Annotated in this window: 13 protein-coding genes; 7 read left to right on the top strand and 6 right to left on the bottom strand. The window is 70.7% G+C overall.

Features of this window, described 5'->3' with window-relative positions; genetic code table 11:
* Positions 1-2: 2 nt before the first annotated feature.
* Positions 3-2,981 carry an isoleucine--tRNA ligase gene (gene ileS, locus JWR86_RS07525; RefSeq protein ID WP_299563049.1) on the bottom strand — a complete coding sequence of 993 codons (2,979 nt, stop codon included), beginning with the start codon at positions 2,979-2,981 and terminating at the stop codon, positions 3-5.
* A 196-nt stretch (positions 2,982-3,177) separates the two neighbouring features.
* On the bottom strand, positions 3,178-3,426 hold the full coding sequence (locus tag JWR86_RS07520; protein WP_299563046.1) for a hypothetical protein: 249 nt from the start codon (positions 3,424-3,426) through the stop codon (positions 3,178-3,180).
* 261 nt (positions 3,427-3,687) lie between these two features.
* Here JWR86_RS07520 and JWR86_RS07515 point away from each other — a divergent pair, with 261 nt between their 5' ends.
* Positions 3,688-4,473 carry an outer membrane beta-barrel protein gene (locus tag JWR86_RS07515; RefSeq protein WP_299563043.1) on the top strand — a complete coding sequence of 262 codons (786 nt, stop codon included), beginning with the start codon at positions 3,688-3,690 and terminating at the stop codon, positions 4,471-4,473.
* 309 nt (positions 4,474-4,782) lie between these two features.
* On the opposite strand, the gene parE is transcribed toward JWR86_RS07515, so the two are convergent.
* The 4 genes from parE to JWR86_RS07495 form a co-directional block, all read right to left on the bottom strand.
* Positions 4,783-6,840 carry a DNA topoisomerase IV subunit B gene (gene parE / locus JWR86_RS07510; RefSeq protein WP_299563040.1) on the bottom strand — a complete coding sequence of 686 codons (2,058 nt, stop codon included), beginning with the start codon at positions 6,838-6,840 and terminating at the stop codon, positions 4,783-4,785.
* Between the two features lie 108 nt (positions 6,841-6,948).
* Positions 6,949-7,737 (bottom strand): enoyl-CoA hydratase/isomerase family protein, encoded by a 789-nt coding sequence (locus tag JWR86_RS07505; RefSeq protein ID WP_299563037.1) that lies wholly within the window; start codon positions 7,735-7,737, stop codon positions 6,949-6,951.
* Positions 7,738-7,750: 13 nt separating this feature from the next.
* Positions 7,751-10,558 carry a type I DNA topoisomerase gene (gene topA / locus JWR86_RS07500; RefSeq protein WP_299563034.1) on the bottom strand — a complete coding sequence of 936 codons (2,808 nt, stop codon included), beginning with the start codon at positions 10,556-10,558 and terminating at the stop codon, positions 7,751-7,753.
* Between the two features lie 112 nt (positions 10,559-10,670).
* Entirely contained in the window at positions 10,671-11,711 is a 1,041-nt protein-coding gene (locus JWR86_RS07495; protein ID WP_299563031.1) for a hypothetical protein, read from the bottom strand.
* Between the two features lie 49 nt (positions 11,712-11,760).
* Here JWR86_RS07495 and JWR86_RS07490 point away from each other — a divergent pair, with 49 nt between their 5' ends.
* The 6 genes from JWR86_RS07490 to JWR86_RS07465 all read left to right on the top strand — a co-directional run bounded on the left by JWR86_RS07490 (position 11,761) and on the right by JWR86_RS07465 (position 18,863).
* Positions 11,761-12,699, top strand: a complete 939-nt coding sequence (locus tag JWR86_RS07490; protein ID WP_299563028.1) for an aspartate carbamoyltransferase catalytic subunit — start codon at positions 11,761-11,763, stop codon at positions 12,697-12,699.
* Positions 12,700-12,860: 161 nt separating this feature from the next.
* Positions 12,861-14,174 (top strand): dihydroorotase, encoded by a 1,314-nt coding sequence (gene pyrC, locus JWR86_RS07485; protein ID WP_299563025.1) that lies wholly within the window; start codon positions 12,861-12,863, stop codon positions 14,172-14,174.
* A complete protein-coding gene (gene plsY / locus JWR86_RS07480; RefSeq protein WP_299563022.1) occupies positions 14,171-14,779 on the top strand; it encodes a glycerol-3-phosphate 1-O-acyltransferase PlsY in 609 nt (202 codons plus the stop codon). The genes pyrC and plsY overlap by 4 nt, the downstream gene beginning before the upstream one ends.
* On the top strand, positions 14,776-15,966 hold the full coding sequence (gene dprA / locus JWR86_RS07475) for a DNA-processing protein DprA (protein WP_299563019.1): 1,191 nt from the start codon (positions 14,776-14,778) through the stop codon (positions 15,964-15,966). Before plsY ends, dprA begins: the two co-directional genes overlap by 4 nt.
* A 125-nt stretch (positions 15,967-16,091) precedes the next feature.
* Entirely contained in the window at positions 16,092-17,429 is a 1,338-nt protein-coding gene (locus JWR86_RS07470; protein WP_299563015.1) for a methyl-accepting chemotaxis protein, read from the top strand.
* Positions 17,430-17,501: 72 nt separating this feature from the next.
* Positions 17,502-18,863: a glutamine synthetase gene (locus tag JWR86_RS07465; RefSeq protein WP_299563012.1), complete on the top strand. Its 1,362-nt coding sequence runs from the start codon at positions 17,502-17,504 to the stop codon at positions 18,861-18,863.
* Positions 18,864-18,883 lie beyond the last annotated feature (20 nt).

The following is an 18,883-nucleotide window of genomic DNA, read 5'->3' as shown; positions in this document are numbered from 1 at the left end:
GATCAGAGCGCCCGACGGCGCACGGCATCCCACTCGCGCAGCGCCGCCGCGTCACGCGGGGTGACTTCTGGATAATCCGGATCGCTCCCGACCTCGGGCGTGATCTTCCAGGACCGCGCACATTTCGTGCCCTGAGCCCGGCCCGGCCGCACGGCGACGCCCGGCACCTCCTCCAGCCGGAAGGCGTCCGCCGGAGCGTCGTCCTCGCTGACGGTGAAGCCAGAGGTGATGCAGATTTCGGCCATGTCGAGGCTGCGCAGCAGCGCGGCGGTGGCGGGCTCGGCCGCGTAGACGGTCGGTGCCGCCTCGAGGCTCGCGCCGATGCGCTTCGCGGCCCGCTCGATCTCGAGTGCGCCTAGGACGACGCGGCGGACGCGCCGCACACTGGCCCAGCGCGCGGCGAGCGCGTCGTCTTGCCACGCTGCGGGCGCTTCGGGCAGCGTCTCGAGATGCACTGAACCCGTTTCCGACGGGTAGCGGCCGAGCCACGCCTCCTCGGCCGTGAAGGCCAGGATGGGGGCCAGCATGATCGTGACGCGGCGGAACACCTCGTCGATCACGGCCAGCGCCGCCTTGCGGACGGGGCTGGAGATGGGGTCGCAATAGAGCGCGTCCTTGCGGACGTCGAAGTAGAAGGCCGACAGGTCGCCCGTCATGTGCTGCGACAGCAGCGACACCACGCGGGCGTAGTCGAACGCCGCATAGGCTTGGCGCACCTCGCGGTCGAGCTCGGCCAGGCGGTGCAGCACCCAGCGCTCCATCTCCGGCAGCTCACTGAGGGGCGGCAGCGGCGCCCCGTCGCCGTGGGCGAGCGTCCCCAGCATCCAGCGCAGCGTGTTGCGCAGCTTGCGGTAGGTCTCGGAGAAGGTCTTCAGGATCTCCGGCCCGATGCGCAGGTCGTCCGAATAATCCGACGCCGCCACCCAAAGGCGCAGGATGTCGGCGCCCGAGGCCTTGATCACGTCCTGGGGGGCCGTGACGTTGCCCCGCGACTTCGACATCTTCTCCCCGCGCTCGTCGAGCACGAAGCCGTGCGTCAGCACCACGTCGAAGGGGGCGCGGCCACGGGTGCCGCAGCTCTCCAGCAGGGAGGAGTGGAACCAGCCGCGGTGCTGGTCTGACCCTTCCAGATACATCACCGTGTCCTGGCCGCCATTGACGGTGCGGCGGGTGCCGGCGAGGCCCGGGAAGTGGCGCGGGTCCTCCAGCGTGAAGGCGTGGGTCGAGCCTGAATCGAACCACACGTCGAGAATGTCGTCGACCTTCTCCCACTCGGCCGGATCGTGCCCGCCGGCCGCCAGGAAGCGCTCGGCGGCGCCCTCGGCGAACCACGCATCCGCTCCTTCCGCCTCGAAGGCGGCCGCGATGGCCGTGTCCACCCGGTCGTCGCGCAGGATCCGGTCCGAGCCGCGCTGCACGAAGATGGCGATCGGCACGCCCCAGGCGCGCTGGCGCGACACCACCCAGTCGGGCCGGTTCTCGATCATGCCCGTGATGCGGTTTTCGCCCGCCGCCGGCACCCAGGTGACGTGGTTGTGGATCTGCTCGAGCGCCCGCGACCGCAGGGTGGAGCCGTCGCCGAGGTCCCGGTCCATCGCGATGAACCACTGCGCCGTGTTGCGGAACAGGAGCGGACCCTTGGAGCGCCAGGAATGCGGATAGGAATGCTTGAGCCGCCCGCGGGCAACCAATCCGCCGCTCTCGGCCAGCTTGGCGATCACGGCGGCGTTGGCACCGCCCTCCTTGCCCTTGGCATCGAACACGCGCAGGCCGGCAAAGAACGGGATGGCCGGCAGATAGGCCGAATCCTCGTCGATCGTGTGCGGCACCTCTGTCGTGCCGCAGGCCGCATAGGCCTCGCGGTGGGCCAGAAAGGTCGCGTAATCCTCCTGGCCGTGGCCGGGCGCCGAATGGACGAAGCCCGTGCCGGCATCGTCCGTGACGTAATCGGCCGGCAGCACCGGCACGTCGAAATCCCAAAACCCGTCCGCGCCCGGGAGCCCCCGGAACGGGTGGCTGCACCGCTCGATCATGACCGGCAGCACGTCCTTGACGCGCTCGAACGCCGTGACGCGGGCGGCCGCGAAGGTGTCGGCCGCGAGCTTGTCGGCCAGGATGTAGCGGTCGTTCGGCTTGGCCCAGTTGTCGGCCGCCGCCTCCGTGATGCGGTACAGCCCGTAGCTCAGGTCCGGTCCGTAGGAGATGCCGCGGTTGGCCGGGATGGTCCAGGGCGTCGTGGTCCAGATCACCACCTTGGCGCCGTCGAGGTCCCCGTCCAGCGTCTCGGCCACCGGAAAGGCGACCCACACCGTCTGGCTGGTGCGCTCCTCGTACTCCACCTCGGCCTCCGCGAGCGCTGTGCGCTCCACGGGTGACCACATCACCGGCTTTGAGCCGCGATACAGCTGCCCGGTCCGGGCGAAGTGCATGATTTCCCGGGCGATCTGCGCTTCGGCCGGGAACGCCATGGTGGTGTAGGGATGGGCCCAGTCACCCTCCACCGCGAGGCGCTTGAACTCCTCGCGCTGCACGTCGAGCCAGTGCTGGGCGAAGCTCCGGCACTCGCGTCGGAAATCGACGATCCCGACCTCGTCCTTGTTGCGGCCGGCGGCCCGGTACTGCTCCTCGATCTTCCACTCGATCGGCAGGCCGTGGCAGTCCCAGCCCGGGACGTAGTTGGAATCGAAGCCGAGCAATTGCTGCGAGCGGGTGACCAGATCCTTGAGGATCTTGTTCAGCGCATGCCCGATATGGATGTTGCCGTTGGCGTAGGGCGGGCCGTCATGGAGGACGAACCGGCGCCGCCCGGCCGAGCGCTCCCGCAGCTGGCGATAGAGGTCGATCTCCCGCCAGCGCTCCAGGAGCAGCGGCTCGCGCTGCGGCAGGCCGGCCCGCATCGGGAAATCGGTTTGCGGGAGAAAGAGCGTCTCGGAATAGTCGCGCGTCGCCGTGGGCGCCGCCTTCGGCCTTGTCTCGCTCATCTCGCCTGAACCGGGTTAGAAGGTCGGTCGGCGCCGGGCCGAGCGCCGGATGGGCGCCGGGTCGCGCGGTGGCGGGCGGACCGTCCCCGCGGCCGATTAGGCCCCGTCATGGTGATGGCGGCTCTTAACACCGGGTGTCGGAGGACGAAAGGGCGTCCCCGGACAGGGCCGGCGCCCGCATCGCGGCCGGTCGGTGTCAGCGGCGCGGCGGCACCGCGCAGGGATCGATCCTCACCGACTCCGCCCGGGACGCGATCGTTCCGGTCGTGAGCGGATCGGCCACTCCCCGGCTCGCATTCGAGGCGAGCCGGGCCAGGGTGTGCTGGTCGGTGGCGGAGGAGAGCCAGCCGGCTGCCAGAACCGACAGGGTTCCGACGATGGCGACGGTCTTCAGGGTACCGATCACAAGAGAGCCGCGGCCGGCCCCCTCTTTCATGCCGAACATGCTGGTCCCCTCATCCGACCCTGTCCGGAGCTTTGCCAATTTACGGTGAAGAGAGCGTTACCGATCTACCCAGAATACGATAAGTCCTTTTACGAGGCCGCGAATCATCTTTGCAGCCTCGGGCTGGGCGCCTCGGAAGCCGGCTTCGGCCTGCATCGACGCGACGGTCCTGGCGGCTTGTTGCCATCAGGTCACAGACGATTAAGCCTGCCGGCGCTACAACCAGCCTCGGACCACTGATCATCAACAACAGGTTTTTCGATGAAGAAGCTTCTCCTGTCCTCCGTCGCTCTTGCCGTCATGTCGGCCGGCGCGATGGCGGCCGACCTGCCGTCCCGGCGGGCGGCTCCCGCCCCGTACGTCGCCGTCCCGGTCTTCACCTGGACCGGTTTCTACGTCGGTGTGAACGCCGGCTACGGGTTCTCCGACAGCAACCGCAACAACGTGTTCGGCCTCCCGGCCGGGTCCGTGATCAACTCGGCCGGCACCAACGGTGTCCTGACGCTCAACAACGTCGGCGACAGCAACCGTGACGGCTTCGTCGGCGGTGGCCAGGTCGGCTACAACTACCAGATGGGCATGTTCGTTCTCGGTATCGAGGCCGACGCCCAGTACAAGGACTTCGGCAACCGCAGCAACACCGGCTTCGGCGGCACCTACACCTTCGTCGGCGCCACCGGCATTGCCTTCGCTCCCCCGGCTGCGGCCGTCGGCTTCGGCAACGACCGCTCCTCGTCCGACTTCTTCGGCACGGTTCGTGGTCGCCTCGGTGTCGCGTTCGACCGCACCCTGATCTACGGGACCGGCGGTTTCGCGTATGACGAGCACCGCTCGGGCTACGCCGCTGGTGGTGGTGTCGAGTACGCCTTCACGCCGAACCTGACCGGCAAGATCGAGGGTCTCTACGTGAACCTCGACCGCAACAACAACAACGGCTCGGCTGCCTTCTTCAACCCGGCGCTGAACACCGTCACGCTGAACGACCGTCGCAACAACGACTTCGCCGTCGTGCGCGCCGGCATCAACTACAAGTTCAACGGCTTCTGAGCTTCGGCCCAGAACCTGTGTTGGGGCCCGGCGGCGACGCCGGGCCTTTTTTATGGGCGGAGCAGCACCCGGGCTCGCGGGAGGCCGCATCCTCGGCCGGCCGCCGTCTGCGCGCGGTGGCATCCGTTTCGCGCTGACTCGCCCTGCGGAGGCGGACCGTCTCGGAGACGGGTGAGCGGCCTTCGGCTCCGGCGCCCGCACGGGCCCGATCGCCCAAGCGCTGCCGTCCAGCCTCTATGCCCGTCCCGACCCCTCGGGGGTCGCGGACATCCACGGCCGCTGGCGTGCGCTCCGTGGCCGCGGCGCGAATCAGATGTCGAGCTGAGACTCGTCGGCGAAGGCCGAGCGTTCCTGGATAAAGGCGAAGCGGGCCTCGGGCCTGTTGCCCATCAGGCGCTCGATCGCATCCACCGTTCCGTCCAGGTCGCCGTCCTGGATTTCCACCCGCAGCAGCTTGCGCTTGCGGGGGTCCATGGTGGTCTCCTTGAGCTGGCCGGGCAGCATCTCGCCGAGCCCCTTGAAGCGGCCTACATCCACCTTGGCCGAACCCTTGAAGACGGTGCGGAGGAGTTCGGTCCGGTGCGCCTCATCGCGGGCATAGACCGTCTTCGCGCCCTGGGTGAGGCGGTAGAGGGGCGGCATGGCCAGATAGAGATGGCCGCCGTCGATCAGCTTCGGCATCTGCCGCTGGAAGAAGGTGATCAGCAGCGACGCGATATGGGCGCCGTCCACGTCGGCGTCCGTCATGATGATGACCTTCTCGTAGCGAAGGTCGGCCTCCTTGTATTGGCTGCCCGTGCCGCAGCCGAGGGCCTGGCCCAGGTCTGACAGCTGCTGGTTGGCGACCAGCTTGTCGCGGCCGGCCGAGGCGACGTTGAGGATCTTGCCCCGGAGCGGCAGGATGGCCTGCGTGGCCCGGTCGCGCGCCTGCTTGGCGCTGCCGCCGGCCGAATCGCCCTCCACAATGAAGAGCTCCGAGCCGGCCGCCCCGGCGCGCGAGCAATCGGCGAGCTTGCCGGGCAGGCGCAGCTTGCGGGTGGCTGTCTTGCGGGCAACCTCCTTCTCGGCGCGGCGGCGCAGCCGCTCCTCCGCCCGGTCGACCACCCAGTCGAGCAGGCGATTCGCCTGGGTCGGGGAGCCGGCGAGCCAGTGGTCGAACGCATCCCGGATCGCGCTCTCGACGATGCGCGAGGCTTCCAGCGTCGCCAGCTTGTCCTTGGTCTGGCCCTGGAACTCCGGCTCCCGGATGAACACCGACAGCATGGCGGCGCATTGCGCCATCACGTCGTCGGTGGTGACGGAGGTCATGCGCTTGCCCTGGCCCACGCGCTCCGCGTGTTCGCGCAGCCCGCGCAGCAGCGCCACCCGAAGCCCGCCCTCATGCGTGCCGCCCTCGGGCGTCGGAATGGTGTTGCAATAGGAGCTCGAGAAGCCGTCGTGGTCGGCGAGCCAGGCCACCGCCCATTCGAGTGAACCGTGGCCGCCCGGCTTGGCGATCTTGCCGGCGAAGATGCCCTCCGCGATCGGAGTCGCGCCCTCGATCTCGCGCAGCAGGTAGTCTCGCAGGCCGCCCGGGAACCTGAAGGTCGCCTCGGCCGGCACCGGATCCGGCCCGGAGAGCAGGGCGGGGTCGCACCGCCAGCGAATCTCGACGCCGCCGAACAGGTAGGCCTTGGACCGGGCCATCTTGAACAGCCGCCGCGGCTGGAAATGCAGCTCGGGGCCGAAGATCTGCGGGTCCGGGTGAAAGCGCAGGCGTGTGCCCTTGCGGTTGTGGACGCGCCCGACCTCCTTCAGGGGCCCGAGCGGTGCGCCGCGCGAATAATCCTGGCGGTAGAGCACCTGGTTGCGGGCGACCTCGACCTCAAGCACGTCCGACAGCGCGTTGACGACCGAGATGCCGACCCCGTGCAGGCCGCCGGAGGTCTCGTAGACCTTGGAATCGAACTTCCCGCCCGCATGCAGCGTGGTCATGATGACCTCCAGCGCCGACTTGCCGGGAAATTTGGGATGGCGGTCGACCGGGATGCCGCGGCCGTTATCGGTCACGGTCAGGAAGTCGCCGGCCTCCAGCGTCACCTCGATGAAGCTCGCATGGCCGGCTACCGCCTCGTCCATGGCGTTGTCGATCACCTCGGCGAAGAGGTGATGCAGCGCGCGCTCGTCCGTGCCGCCGATATACATGCCGGGCCGGCGGCGGACGGGCTCCAGGCCCTCGAGCACCTCGATGGTCGAGGCGTCGTATTCCGGCACGGCCGGCACCGCCTGCAGGGCAGGGCGGGCGCGCGGCGCCTTTGCCGGGGCAGCGCTCGGCTCGACGCTCTTGCGGAGCGCCGCGCCGCCGCCGAAAAGATCCCGTTCGGCCATCTCGACTCGCAACTGATTCGCCGGAGCGCCATCATAGCAAACCGGCCGTAAAGAGAACAAAAAGGGTACTATCGCCTGTGCAGAACTCACCTGCGGAGGCGAGAGATCCTAGGTGCCGGTAAAGACCGGCTTGCGCTTGGCCAAAAATGCGGCCCGGCCCTCCGCAAAATCGCGGCTCGCATAGAGGATGGATTGTGAGTCCGCCTCGGCCCTGAGCACGTCGTCGAGGCTGCCCGGCATGCTGGCCAGGAGCCGCTTGGCACAGGCGTTGGAGAGCGGCGCCGTTTCGGCCGCGATCCGGCCGGCCAGCGCCAGGGCGGCGGCCAGGGCTTGTCCGGGCTCCGCCAGCTCGTCGACAAGGCCCCAGCGCTCCGCCGCAGCGGCGTCGAACGTGTCGCCCGACAGCATGATGCGGCGCGCGCGACCCATCCCGACCCGCAGCGGCAGGGTCCAGGCCAGGCCGAGATCCGGAACCAGGCCGAGTCGGTTGAACGAACACGCGAACCGCGCCTCGCGGCTCGCCACCACGATGTCGCAGGCGGCTGCAAGGGACAGCCCCGCGCCGACCGCGAAGCCCTCGACGGCGGCCACCACCGGCTTGTCGCCCTCCACCAGCATGCGGACGATGGCGTGGGCGCTGGCCAGTCGGCCGCGGCTCGAGATCGCGTCGAGCCCCTCCATGCCGACGATGTCGCCGCCGGCGCAGAAGTGGCCGCCTTCGCCCGTCAGCACCACGACGCGGCAATCCGGGTCGGCCAGGGCGGCCGCGAGCTCCCGATGCAGCTCCGCCCGCATGGCGAGCGACAGCGCGTTGCGACGCGTCGGCGCATGGAGGGACAGCACGGCGACGGCCCCATCCCGGTGCCGTCGGACCAGGGTGGTGTCCGGTTCGCTCATGCGGGCTGGTCCCTCAGGATTGGGCGGCCTTGCGGGTCGCGGGCGCAGCCAAGGCGGGCGTGGCCCCGGCCGCGGACTTGGCGGACCCCGCCTTGGCAGCCGCCGGCTTGGCGGCCCCCGGCTTCTTGGCCTTTGCGGGTGTCTTGGCGGGTGTCGCCGCGGTCTTGGCCGCGGGTTTCTTAGCTGCCCCGGGCTTGGCTGCGGCGGTCTTCTTGGCTGCCGCCGGCTTCGCCGCCCGGGCCGGGCCCGCGGCTCGGCCGCGCGCCTTTTTGGGCGGCGCCGCGGCGCGCCGGGCCTCCAGCAGCACGAGGGCTTCCGCCAGGGTCACCGTCTCGGGCGCCTGATCCCGCGCGATGGTGGCGTTGGTTTCGCCGTCCGTCACATAGGCACCGTAACGGCCCGCCTTGACCACGATCGGCTTGCCGGTGCCCGGGTCGTCGCCGATTGGGCGGCCTGGATCCACGGTGCGTCCGCCGCGGCCGCCGCCCTGTTCCTTGGTGACGATGAGGTCGATGGCCCGGTTGCCGCCGACCTCCAGCACGTCGTCGCCCGGGGCGAGGCTCGCATAGACCTTGCCGTGCTGCACATAGGGGCCGAAACGCCCGATCCCGGCCAGGATCGGCTGGCCGCTCTCGGGATGTTTTGCGACCTCCCGGGGCAGCGAGAGCAGCTTCAGGGCGCGCTCGAGATCGACCGAAGCAGGGCTCATCCCCTTCGGGATGGAAGAGCGCTTGGGCTTGTCGCCGCCTTCCACCTGCTCGCCGAGCTGGATGAAGGTGCCGAAGCGGCCGTCCCGCACCGTGACTTCGAGCCCCGTCTCGGGATCGACGCCCAGCGCCCGCGGCCCGCCCGCCCCGGCCTCGCCCTCGTCGGTCGCGCTTGCGAGCTGCCGGGTGTAGCGGCATTCGGGATAGTTCGAGCAGCCCACGAAGGCCCCGAACTTGCCGAGCTTGAGGGACAGCTGGCCCGTGCCGCAGGTGGGACAGCCGCGCGGGTTGGAGCCGTCCGGCTTGGCCGGGAAGATATGCGGGCCGAGGAGCTCGTTCAGGGCCTCCAGCACCTGGCCGGTGCGCAGGTCCTTGGTCTCGCCGACGGCGGTCGAGAAGTCCTGCCAGAAGGCGCGCAGCACCTCCTTCCAGTCGGCCTCGTGGTTCGACACCCGGTCGAGCTGCTCCTCCAGCCCGGCCGTGAAATCGTATTCGACGTAGCGCCGGAAAAAGCTCTCCAGGAAGGCGACGACCAGCCGGCCCTTGTCCTCCGGAACGAGGCGCTTCTTGTCGAGCCGCACGTATTCGCGCTCGCGCAGCACCGCCAGGATGGCCGCGTAGGTGGAGGGCCGGCCGATGCCCAGCTCCTCCATGCGCTTGACGAGGCTCGCCTCCGAGAAGCGCGGCGGCGGCTCGGTGAAATGCTGGCTCGCCGCGATGCGACGCCGCTCCAGACCGTCGCCGGCCTGCATCGGCGGCAGGCGCCGCTCGTCGTTCTCCTCGCCGGCTTCGCCGCTGCCCGACCCGTCCGGGTCGTCACGGCCTTCCTGATAGAGGGTCAGGAAGCCGTCGAACTTGACCACCTGGCCGCTCGCCCGGAGCTGAAGATGCCGCGGGCCGACCGCGGCGTCGATGTCGACGCTGGTGCGTTCGAGTTCGGCCGATTCCATCTGGCTCGCGACCGTGCGGATCCAGATCAGGCGGTACAGCCGGGCCTGGTCGGCATCGAGAAAGCGCTCGACGTCCTCGGGCTTCAGGCCCATCTCGGTCGGCCGAACGGCCTCGTGCGCCTCCTGGGCGTTCTTGGCCTTGACGGTGTAGCGGCGGGGCGCGGCCGGCAGGTAGCGGTCGCCGTAATCGCGGCCGATCACCTCGCGGACGGCAGCCACGGCCTCCGGCGCCATGTCGACGCCGTCCGTCCGCATATAGGTGATGAGGCCGACGCTCTCGCCGCCCATCTCGATGCCCTCATACAGCCGCTGCGCCACCCGCATGGTGTGGGCCGGCGCGAAGCCGAGCTTGCGCGAGGCCTCCTGCTGCAGGGTGGAGGTCGTGAAAGGCGGCTGCGGGTGCCGCTTGGCGGGCTTGGCCTCGACAGAGGTCACCCGGAAGGTCGCGAGTTCCAGGTCGCGCCGGAAGCTCTCGGCCTCGGCGGCCGTGCCGACATCGAGCCGCGTGATCTTGCGCCCGTCCGCACCCGACAGGCGGGCCTCGAACACGCCGCCCGTTCCGGTCGCGAGCGTTGCCACCAGCGACCAGTACTCGCGCGCCACGAAGCGCTCGATCTCCGTCTCGCGGTCGCAGACGAGGCGAAGCGCGACCGATTGCACACGGCCCGCCGAGCGCGCGCCGGGGAGCTTTCGCCAGAGCACGGGCGAGAGGGTGAAGCCGACCAGATAGTCGAGCGCGCGGCGGGCCAGATAGGCATCGACCAGCGCCTGGTCGATCTCCCGCGGGGCCCGCATGGCGGAGGCAACCGCGTCCTTGGTGATGGCGTTGAAGGTGACCCGTTCGATCGGCACGTCCTTTAGCGCGCGCTTTTCGCGCAGCGCCTCGACCACGTGCCAGGAGATGGCCTCGCCTTCCCGGTCAGGGTCGGTCGCCAGGATGAGCTTTTCGGCGCCTTTCACGGCCCGGGCGATCTCGGCCACGCGCTTGCCGCCGCGGGCATCGAGCTCCCACAGCATGCGGAAATCCTGGTCCGGGTCGACCGATCCGTCCTTGGCCGGCAGGTCCCGGATGTGACCGAAGGAGGCCAGCACCTCGTAACCCGCGCCGAGGTATTTGTTGATCGTCTTGGCCTTGGCGGGCGATTCGACGACGACGACTTTCATGCGGCGGAGCTGTCCTGCTGGGAGGGCCGCGACGCGATGTCGGGCCGAGCGCGCCTGGCCGGAAGCCGGGCGGCAAGCCGGGTTAGGTGGGATAGGCGAGCCGGCGAGTCAATCAAGGCGCCGCAAGGTTAGGGGCCCCAAGCCGGGCGAAGGCCGCCGCAACGTCCTGCTCGACGCGTCTCGCCAGGCTCTCGCGGTAATGGGCGTGGTCGTAGTAATCGGCCGGATCGTCCGCATAGCGGCCGACCAGGTCGACCAGCGCCGTGCGGGGTCGCGAGGCCGCGACCTCCTCCATCTTGGCGCGGCAGCTCCGGGCCGCCTGCTCCCGGACCGAGCCGGGCTCGGGCAGGGCGGTCCGGTACACCGGCGGGCGCACGAGGAGCACGGCCGTCTCGGGGGGCAGGCCGGACAGCGCCACCCGCAGCCGGTCGAGGGGCGGGAACTCGCCGGTCGGGTTGAAGGGATCCTCCGGCCGGGTGGCCAGCTTGCGGCGGGAGGGTTCCTCCGCGGCGAGGCCCCGCTGGGCATAATCCGGCCCGTAATCCCAGTAGCCGTCCGGCCGCGCCCCGCCCTTGCCGGTGCGGAGCAGGCGGATGCGGGCCGCGGCCGCCTCGAGGCTGCGGTAGCGCACGAGGCCGGCCAGGTAGCTTGGGAAATCCTCGGCATAGAGCCAAGCCGGGAAGCGCGCGTTCGGGGCCGTCTCGTGCAGGCACCAGAACCGGTCCATGCCGATGGCCACGGCCCTGGCCGGGTGGGCACGATTCATCTGGAACCAGCGCAGGACGTCGAGCTGCTCGGGCGGGTAGGTGGCCGGCATGATCAGCGACACGAAGCGCAGACCCGTCAGGGCGTCGAGCCGGTCGGGGCGCAGCATCTGCACATGCGAGTTGCCGATCACGGCCGCGTCGAAACGTGGGTCCCGGGCCCGGCTGGCATTGGCCGTCAACGGGTATTGCTCATGCACCCCCCGCGCTCTCAGAATGCCCGGGCGGCCGGTGTCGTAGGGGTCGATCACGGCGAGGGCGGCCACCAGTGCCACGAACAGGCCTGCCGCGGCCGCCAGCAGCAGGGCCGAGAAGCTGCGCCAGTCCGGCCCTGCCACGGCCTGCGCGTCGGGCGCAACGGCGCCCACCGCCAGGGAATCACCGCTCATGCGCGCCTCGGCCTTGATTTTCCGGCCCGACCTCATAACCCGGCAAGCCATGCCCCGTCCCGTCTTCCCGCACCGCCACCTCCTCGGGATCGAGGGCCTGCCACGCCAGGATCTGGAGGTCCTGCTCGATCAGGCCGACGAGGCCGTGGAGGTATCCCGTCAGGTCGAGAAGAAGAAGGCGACCCTGCGCGGCCGCACCCTGATCAACCTGTTCTTCGAACCCTCGACCCGCACCCAGGCCTCGTTCGAACTGGCCGGCAAGCGGCTCGGCGCCGACGTCATGAACATGTCGGTCGCGGCCTCTTCGGTGAAGAAGGGCGAAACGCTGATCGACACGGCCGCGACACTCAATGCCATGCGGCCTGACATCATCGTGGTCCGCCACCAGGAGGCGGGCGCGGTCCATCTCCTCGCCCGCAAGGTCGATTGCTCGGTCGTCAATGCCGGCGACGGGGCCCACGAGCACCCCACCCAGGCCCTGCTCGACGCCCTGACCATCCGGCGCAACCGCGGCGCCATCGAGGGGCTGACGGTCGCGATCTGCGGCGACATCCTGCACTCGCGGGTGGCCCGCTCCAACATCATCCTCTTGCAGACACTCGGCGCCCGGGTGCGGGTAATCGGCCCCTCGACGCTGATGCCGGCCGGCATCGCCCGCTTCGGCGTCGAGGTCTTCACGGACATGCGGGCCGGGCTCGCCGGGGCGGACATCGTGATGATGCTGCGGCTCCAGCGCGAGCGCATGAACGGCTCCTTCGTGCCCTCGGTGAAGGAGTATTTCCGCTATTACGGCCTCGATTCCGAGAAGCTCGCGGCCGCCAGTGCCGGCGCCCTTGTGATGCATCCCGGCCCCATGAACCGCGGGGTCGAGATCTCGTCGGAGGTCGCCGACGGGGCGCAATCGCTGATCCGGGAACAGGTCGAGATGGGCGTCGCGGTCCGCATGGCGGTGCTGGAGGCTCTAGCCGGGCACCTGCCGAATGGCTGAGCGGCCGGCCCGCCTCTCCTCCCCGTCCCGCGCCGGAGCGGCTTTCGTGTTAGAACCAGCCTCAGGGAGGCCAGCTTGATCTCCACAGACTTGCCGCCGGCCAGCGCGGGGTGGCACCCTCCCGGTTCCGGCGGTCCGAACAGGCCGCCGCGGTGAGGGCCATGGCGAGACCCCTCCTGTTCACCGGCGCGCTGCTTGTGGACCCGGCCTCCGGTCGCAGTGGACCGGGCGCCGTGCTGGTTCGCGACGGCACCATCGCGGACGTGGCCTGGGGCCATGTTCCGGCCGCGCCCGAGGGCGCCGAGACCATCTCCTGCGGCGGGCACGTCCTCGCACCCGGCCTGGTCGACATGCGGGCTTTCGTCGGCGAGCCCGGGGCGGAGCACCGGGAAACGCTGAAGAGCGCGGGCGAGGCCGCGGCCGCCGGCGGCGTCACCACGCTGATCTCCATGCCGGACACCAACCCGGTCGTCGACGACCCGGCCATCGTCGACTACCTCCTGCGGCGCGCGGCGGACACCTCCCTCGTCCACATTCACCCGGCCGCCGCCATCACGCGCCGGCTCGCCGGCCGGGAGATGACCGAACTCGGCCTCTTGCAGGAGGCCGGCGCGGTCGCCTTCACGGACGGGGCCGCCGCCATCGCGGATGCCGGGGTGATGCGCCGGGCCCTGACCTATGCGGGCGATCTCGGGGCGCTGCTGATGCCGCATCTGGCCGAGCCCAGCCTTGTCGGGCGGGGAGTCATGAACGAGGGCGAACTCGCCTCGCGGCTCGGCCTCGCCGGCATTCCGCGGGAAGCCGAAACCGTGATGCTGGAGCGCGACCTGCGGCTCGTGCGGCTCACCGGCGCCCGCTACCACGCCGCCATGATCTCCTGTGCGGATTCGGTGGAGATCATCCGGCGCGCCAAGCAGGACGGGTTGGCGGTGACCTGCGGCGTCTCGGTCAACAACCTGGCCCTGAACGAGAACGACGTCGGCCACTACCGAACCTTCTGCAAGCTTTCGCCGCCGCTCCGCCACGAGGACGACCGCCAGGCGGTGATCGCCGGGCTGGCCGAGGGCGTCATCGACGTGGTCGTGTCCGATCACAATCCGCAGGACGTCGAGACCAAGCGCCTGCCCTTCGCGGAGGCCGCGGACGGGGCGGTCGGCATCGAGACCCTGCTGTCCGCCTCCCTGCGGCTGGTGGCGGACGGGCACCTGTCCCTGCCCGGGCTGCTGCGCGCCCTGTCGTGGCGCCCGGCCGAGATCCTCGCACTTCCGATGGGCCGGCTCGCACCGGGCGCTCCGGCCGACCTCGTCCTGTTCGATCCCGACGAGCCCTATGTGCTGGACAAGCGGGCCCTGCGGTCGCGGAGCAAGAACTCGCCCTTCGACGAGGCGAGGCTCGCCGGCCGCGTGCGCCGGACGGTGGTGGCCGGCCGGATCGTGCACGACCTCGACGCGGTCGCGCCGGCGAGGGCGGCGTGAGCGGCGCGCTGCCCTGGCCCGCCATCCTGACCGGGCTCCTGGTCGGCTACCTGCTCGGCGCGATCCCGTTCGGGCTGCTCCTGACCCGGCTGGCCGGGATCGGCGACCTCCGGTCGGTCGGGTCCGGCAACATCGGGGCGACCAACGTCCTGCGCACGGGCCGCAAGGACCTGGCTGCGATGACGCTGCTGCTCGATGCCCTCAAGGCGACCGCCGCCATCCTCCTGGCCCGCTGGTGGCTCGGTCCGGAGGCCGGGCTCGCGGCCGCGCTCGGCGCCATCCTGGGCCATTGCTTCCCGGTCTGGCTCGGGTTCCGGGGCGGCAAGGGGGTCGCCACCTTTATCGGCTGCCTCCTGGCGATCGATCCCCGGCTGGTGCTCGCCTTCGCGCTGGTCTGGCTCGGGGTCGCGGCGGCCACGCGCTACTCGTCGCTGGCCGGGCTGCTGGCCTCGCTGGCAGCGCCGCTCGCGGCCTGGTTCTGGCTCCGCGACGCCCAGGCGACCCTGGTTCTGGCCGCCATGCTGCCGGTGCTCTGGGGCAAGCATCACAGCAACATCGCCCGGCTCCTGGCCGGCCAGGAAAGCCGGATCGGACCCCGGGGTTGAGCGCGGTCCGGCTCAGCGATCAGCAGCGCCTGGATTGGCTCCGGCTGATCCGCAGCGACCGCATCGGGCCGCGCAGCTTCCGGGCGCTGGTGAATCAGTTCGGCGGAGCCGGTCCGGCTCTGGAGGCGCTGCCCGACCTCGCCCGCCGGTCCGGTCGGGGCGCACTCCGGATCACCAGCCCATCCGAGGCGGCGCGGGAACTGGCGGAGCTCGAGCGGCTCGGCGGCAGGTTCGTGGCCCAGGGCGAGGCGGATTACCCCCGTGCCCTCCTGGCCATCGACTCGGCGCCGCCGCTGCTGGCGATCCGGGGCTCGGCCGCCGCCCTCTCCCGTCCGGCCGTGGCCGTGGTCGGCTCCCGCAACGCTTCGGCGGCCGGGGGCAGCTTCGCCGAACGCCTCGCGGCCGAGATCGGCCGGGCCGGGTTCACGATCATCTCGGGGCTCGCCCGCGGCATCGACACCCGGGCGCACCGGGCCTCTCTCGGCACCGGCACAGTCGCGGTGCTGGCGGGCGGCCACGACCGCGTCTACCCGGACGAGAACGGTCCCCTGCTCGAGCGCCTGCTTGCGGAGGGTGGGGCGGCCGTGTCGGAAATGCCGATCGGCTGGTCGCCGCGCGGCCGCGACTTTCCCCGCCGCAACCGGATCGTGTCCGGGCTCGCGCTCGCCGTCGTGGTCGTGGAGGCCGCCCGGCGTTCCGGCTCCCTCATCACGGCCCGTTTCGCGCTGGAACAGGGCCGCGAGGTTTTCGCCGTTCCGGGCTCCCCCCTCGACCCGCGGGCGGAAGGCACCAACGACCTGATCCGGGCCGGCGCCACGCTCTGCGGCGCCGCCCAGCACGTGCTGGACGTGCTCGAGCCGCTGGTGCGCTCCCCCGCCCAGGCCAGGCCCGGACTGTACCGGGAGCCGGAGCCGGGCGGCTTCTCGGCCGACGAGGAACCGCTCTGGGACGAGCTCGACGACGTCCCGGCCGCTCCCCGGACAGAGGTGCAGCCGCCGCCCGACAGCCGCGTGCCGGATGACCGCGAGCGCGTGATCGCGGCGCTGAGCGCCATGCCGATCTCCGTCGACGACCTCGCCCGGCAGACCGGCGTCCCGATCCGGGGCGTGCAACTGGTCCTGGTGGAACTCGAACTCGCCCGCCGGCTGGAACGGCATGGCGGGCACGCGGTGTCCCTGATCGTCTGACGGGGCGGCTGCCTCGCGGCAGGCCTTCGGGCGCAAGATGAGCCCAAGGTTCGGACCGCGGGGCAACGTTAAGGGATCCTTGATCCGCGCGCCTGATCTTCGCTGGGACGCAGCGGGATAGGATCATGACGTTCGAGCGAGACGTTCTCGCGCGGTGCCACTTGCTCGGGATCACGCCCGAGACGCGGGCGCTGGTGCGCGCCCTGGAACGCCCCGCGGCGGCCAAGGTGCGGCCGGCGCTGGAGGGCTATTACCGCGCTTGGCTCGACCTCCCGGACCTGCGTGAGCGGGGCGAGCGGTCCGGTGAGAGGCTGGCCGACGAGCAATCCGCCTATTTCCTCCAGCTCCTCGGGGCCGCCGGGCTCCAGGGCGATTATGGCGACCGGCTGGACGCGATCCTGACGACCGAAACCGAGCTCGGTTTCGGGGCACGCTCCCATCTCGGGGCGGCCACCAGCGTCATGCGGGCGATGTTCGAGGAGATCGGCCGCCGCCACGCCTGGTCCGGGCGGGCAACCGCCCGGGAATGCGGACAACTGCTCAGCTATTTCGCCGTGGACGCGATCAGCGCCCTGCAACTCGAGCAGAACCAGCTCCGACACTCCGTGGATGCCCGGCAGGCGCGGCTCGACGCCGCCGTGGACGCGTTCACCGCGGTGGCGGGCGCGGTCGGCTCCTCCGTGATGGCGGCCGCGGCGACCATTGGCGGCACCGCCCGCGACATGGCCGGGATCGCGGACGGCGCCGACAGCGAGATCGCCGGCGTGGCCGTGGTGGCGAGCTCCGGCTCCGTCACCTTGAGCTCCTCGGCCGCCGACGCCGAGGAGATGTCGCAGGCCGTGTGCCAGGTCGACAGCCTGGCGCAGGAGAGCCTGAGCACCATGCGCAAGGCGAGCGCCGGCATCGGCCAGTTGCGGGATGCCATGGCCGGGCTCAGCGCGACCGCCAAGCAGATCGAGAGCATCGCGGCCACCATCGCGGCCATCGCCGAGCAGACGAATTTGCTCGCGCTCAACGCCACCATCGAGGCGGCGCGCGCCGGCGCGGCCGGCCGGGGCTTCGCGGTGGTGGCCCAGGAGGTCAAGAACCTGGCCACCCAGACCTCGCGGGCCACCAGCGACGTGGCGGCTCAGATCGCCAGCCTGCAGGCCGCCTCCGGAGCGGCCCTGGCCGGCCTGTCAGGCATCGTCGGGCAGGTTGAGCAGGTCGAGGGCATCGCCGTGGTGACGGCCGGCGCCATCACCGAACAGGCCGCCGCCGCGGCCGAGATCATGTCCAACACGCAGGCCGCCCGGGAGGCGGTCGCCTCCGTGCAGCAGACCGCGGAACGGGTCCGGCCTGTCATGGCCAAGCTTCAGGTCGCCGCCCACGATGTCTTGGCCACCACCGGCGGCCTCGCGGACCAGGCAAGCCTGCTCGACCGCGAACTGAAGAGCTTCGCCCGGAGCCTCCGTTCGGCCTGACGTCCGGTCTGCATCTTGCGGGCGGGGCCGGCGCGTGCAGAACGTGGTCAGGCGAGGGCGGGCGAAAACGGCATGAGCAGGCGGGAAGCTGTCGACGAGATCAAGACGCTGCTGGACTCGCGCGGGGTCCGGCACGTCAAGGTGGGCGTCTTTGACGTCGATGGCGTCCTGAACGGCAAATACATGGCGCGCGACAAATTCCTGTCGGCGCTGGAGGGCGGCTTCGGCTTCTGCGACGTCGTTCTCGGCTGGGACGTCGACGACCAGCTCTACGACAACACCACCGTGACCGGCTGGCACAAGGGGTATGGCGACGCCCCGGTCCGCCTCCTGCCCGAGACCTGGCGCGAGCTGCCATTCGAGGACAACACGCTGTTCGTTCTCGGGGAGTTCTCGGGGGAGCACGAGGCCATCTGCCCACGCGCGGCCTTGCGGAGGGTGCTGGCCCGGGCCGAAGAGGCCGGCCTGTCGGCGCTGGCGGCCTGCGAATACGAATTCCTGGTCGTGGAGGAGACGGCCGCCTCCCTGGCCGGCAAGCACTTTCGCGCGCCGACCCCGCATGGCAGCGGCAATTTCGGCTATTCCGTTCTCCGCAACTCGGTGAATACCGGCTTCTACCACGGCCTTCTCGATCTCAGCGACAGCATGGGCTTTCCGCTGGAGGGGCTGCACGAGGAAACCGGGCCGGGCGCCCTGGAAGCGGCGATCCGGGTCGACGGGGCCCTGGCGGCGGCCGACAAGGGCGCGCTGTTCAAGACCTTCACCAAGGTGCTGGCCCAGCGCAGCGGCCTGATGGCCAGTTTCATGGCCAAATGGGAAAGCGGGATGCCCGGGCAGGGCGGTCACGTCCACCTGTCGCTCTCCGGCCCGGACGGCGCCCCGCTGTTCCGCGACGAGGCTGCGGCGGACGGGATCTCGGACATGATGCGGCACGCGATCGGCGGCCTCCAGCGCCTGGCGCCGGCCTTGACCGCCATGGTCGCCCCGACCGTCAATTCCTACCGGCGCCTCGTGCCCGGCTATTGGGCGCCCACCGCCGCGAGCTGGGGGATCGACAACCGCACGGTGGCGATCCGGGCCATCATGGGCTCGGCCAAGTCGCAGCGGGTCGAATTCCGCATCCCGGGCGCGGATGCGAACCCGTATCTGGCCGTCGCGGCCGTGCTCGGTGCCGCCCTCTGGGGCATCGAGAACCGGATCGAGCCCGCGCCCGCCGCGACCGGCAACGCCTACCTGCAGACGTTTCCCGACAGCCTGCAACTGCCCCGCACGCTGACCGAGGCGGCGGGCCGGCTTCGGGCCTCGGCCGAAGCCCGAGACCTGTTCGGCGACACCTTCGTCGACCATTTCGCCGCCACCCGGGAATGGGAGGAGCGGCAGTTCCTGCGCCACGTCTCCGACTGGGAGCTGAAGCGCTATTTCGAGATCATCTGAGATGAGCACCGCATTCGGGT

This window comes from Enterovirga sp. (assembly GCF_028290205.1).
In the GTDB taxonomy this organism is placed as follows: Bacteria; Pseudomonadota; Alphaproteobacteria; order Rhizobiales; family Beijerinckiaceae; genus Enterovirga.
The sequence above is the reverse complement of the archived record's forward strand: the minus strand, read 5'-3'. Positions and strand labels throughout refer to the sequence as shown.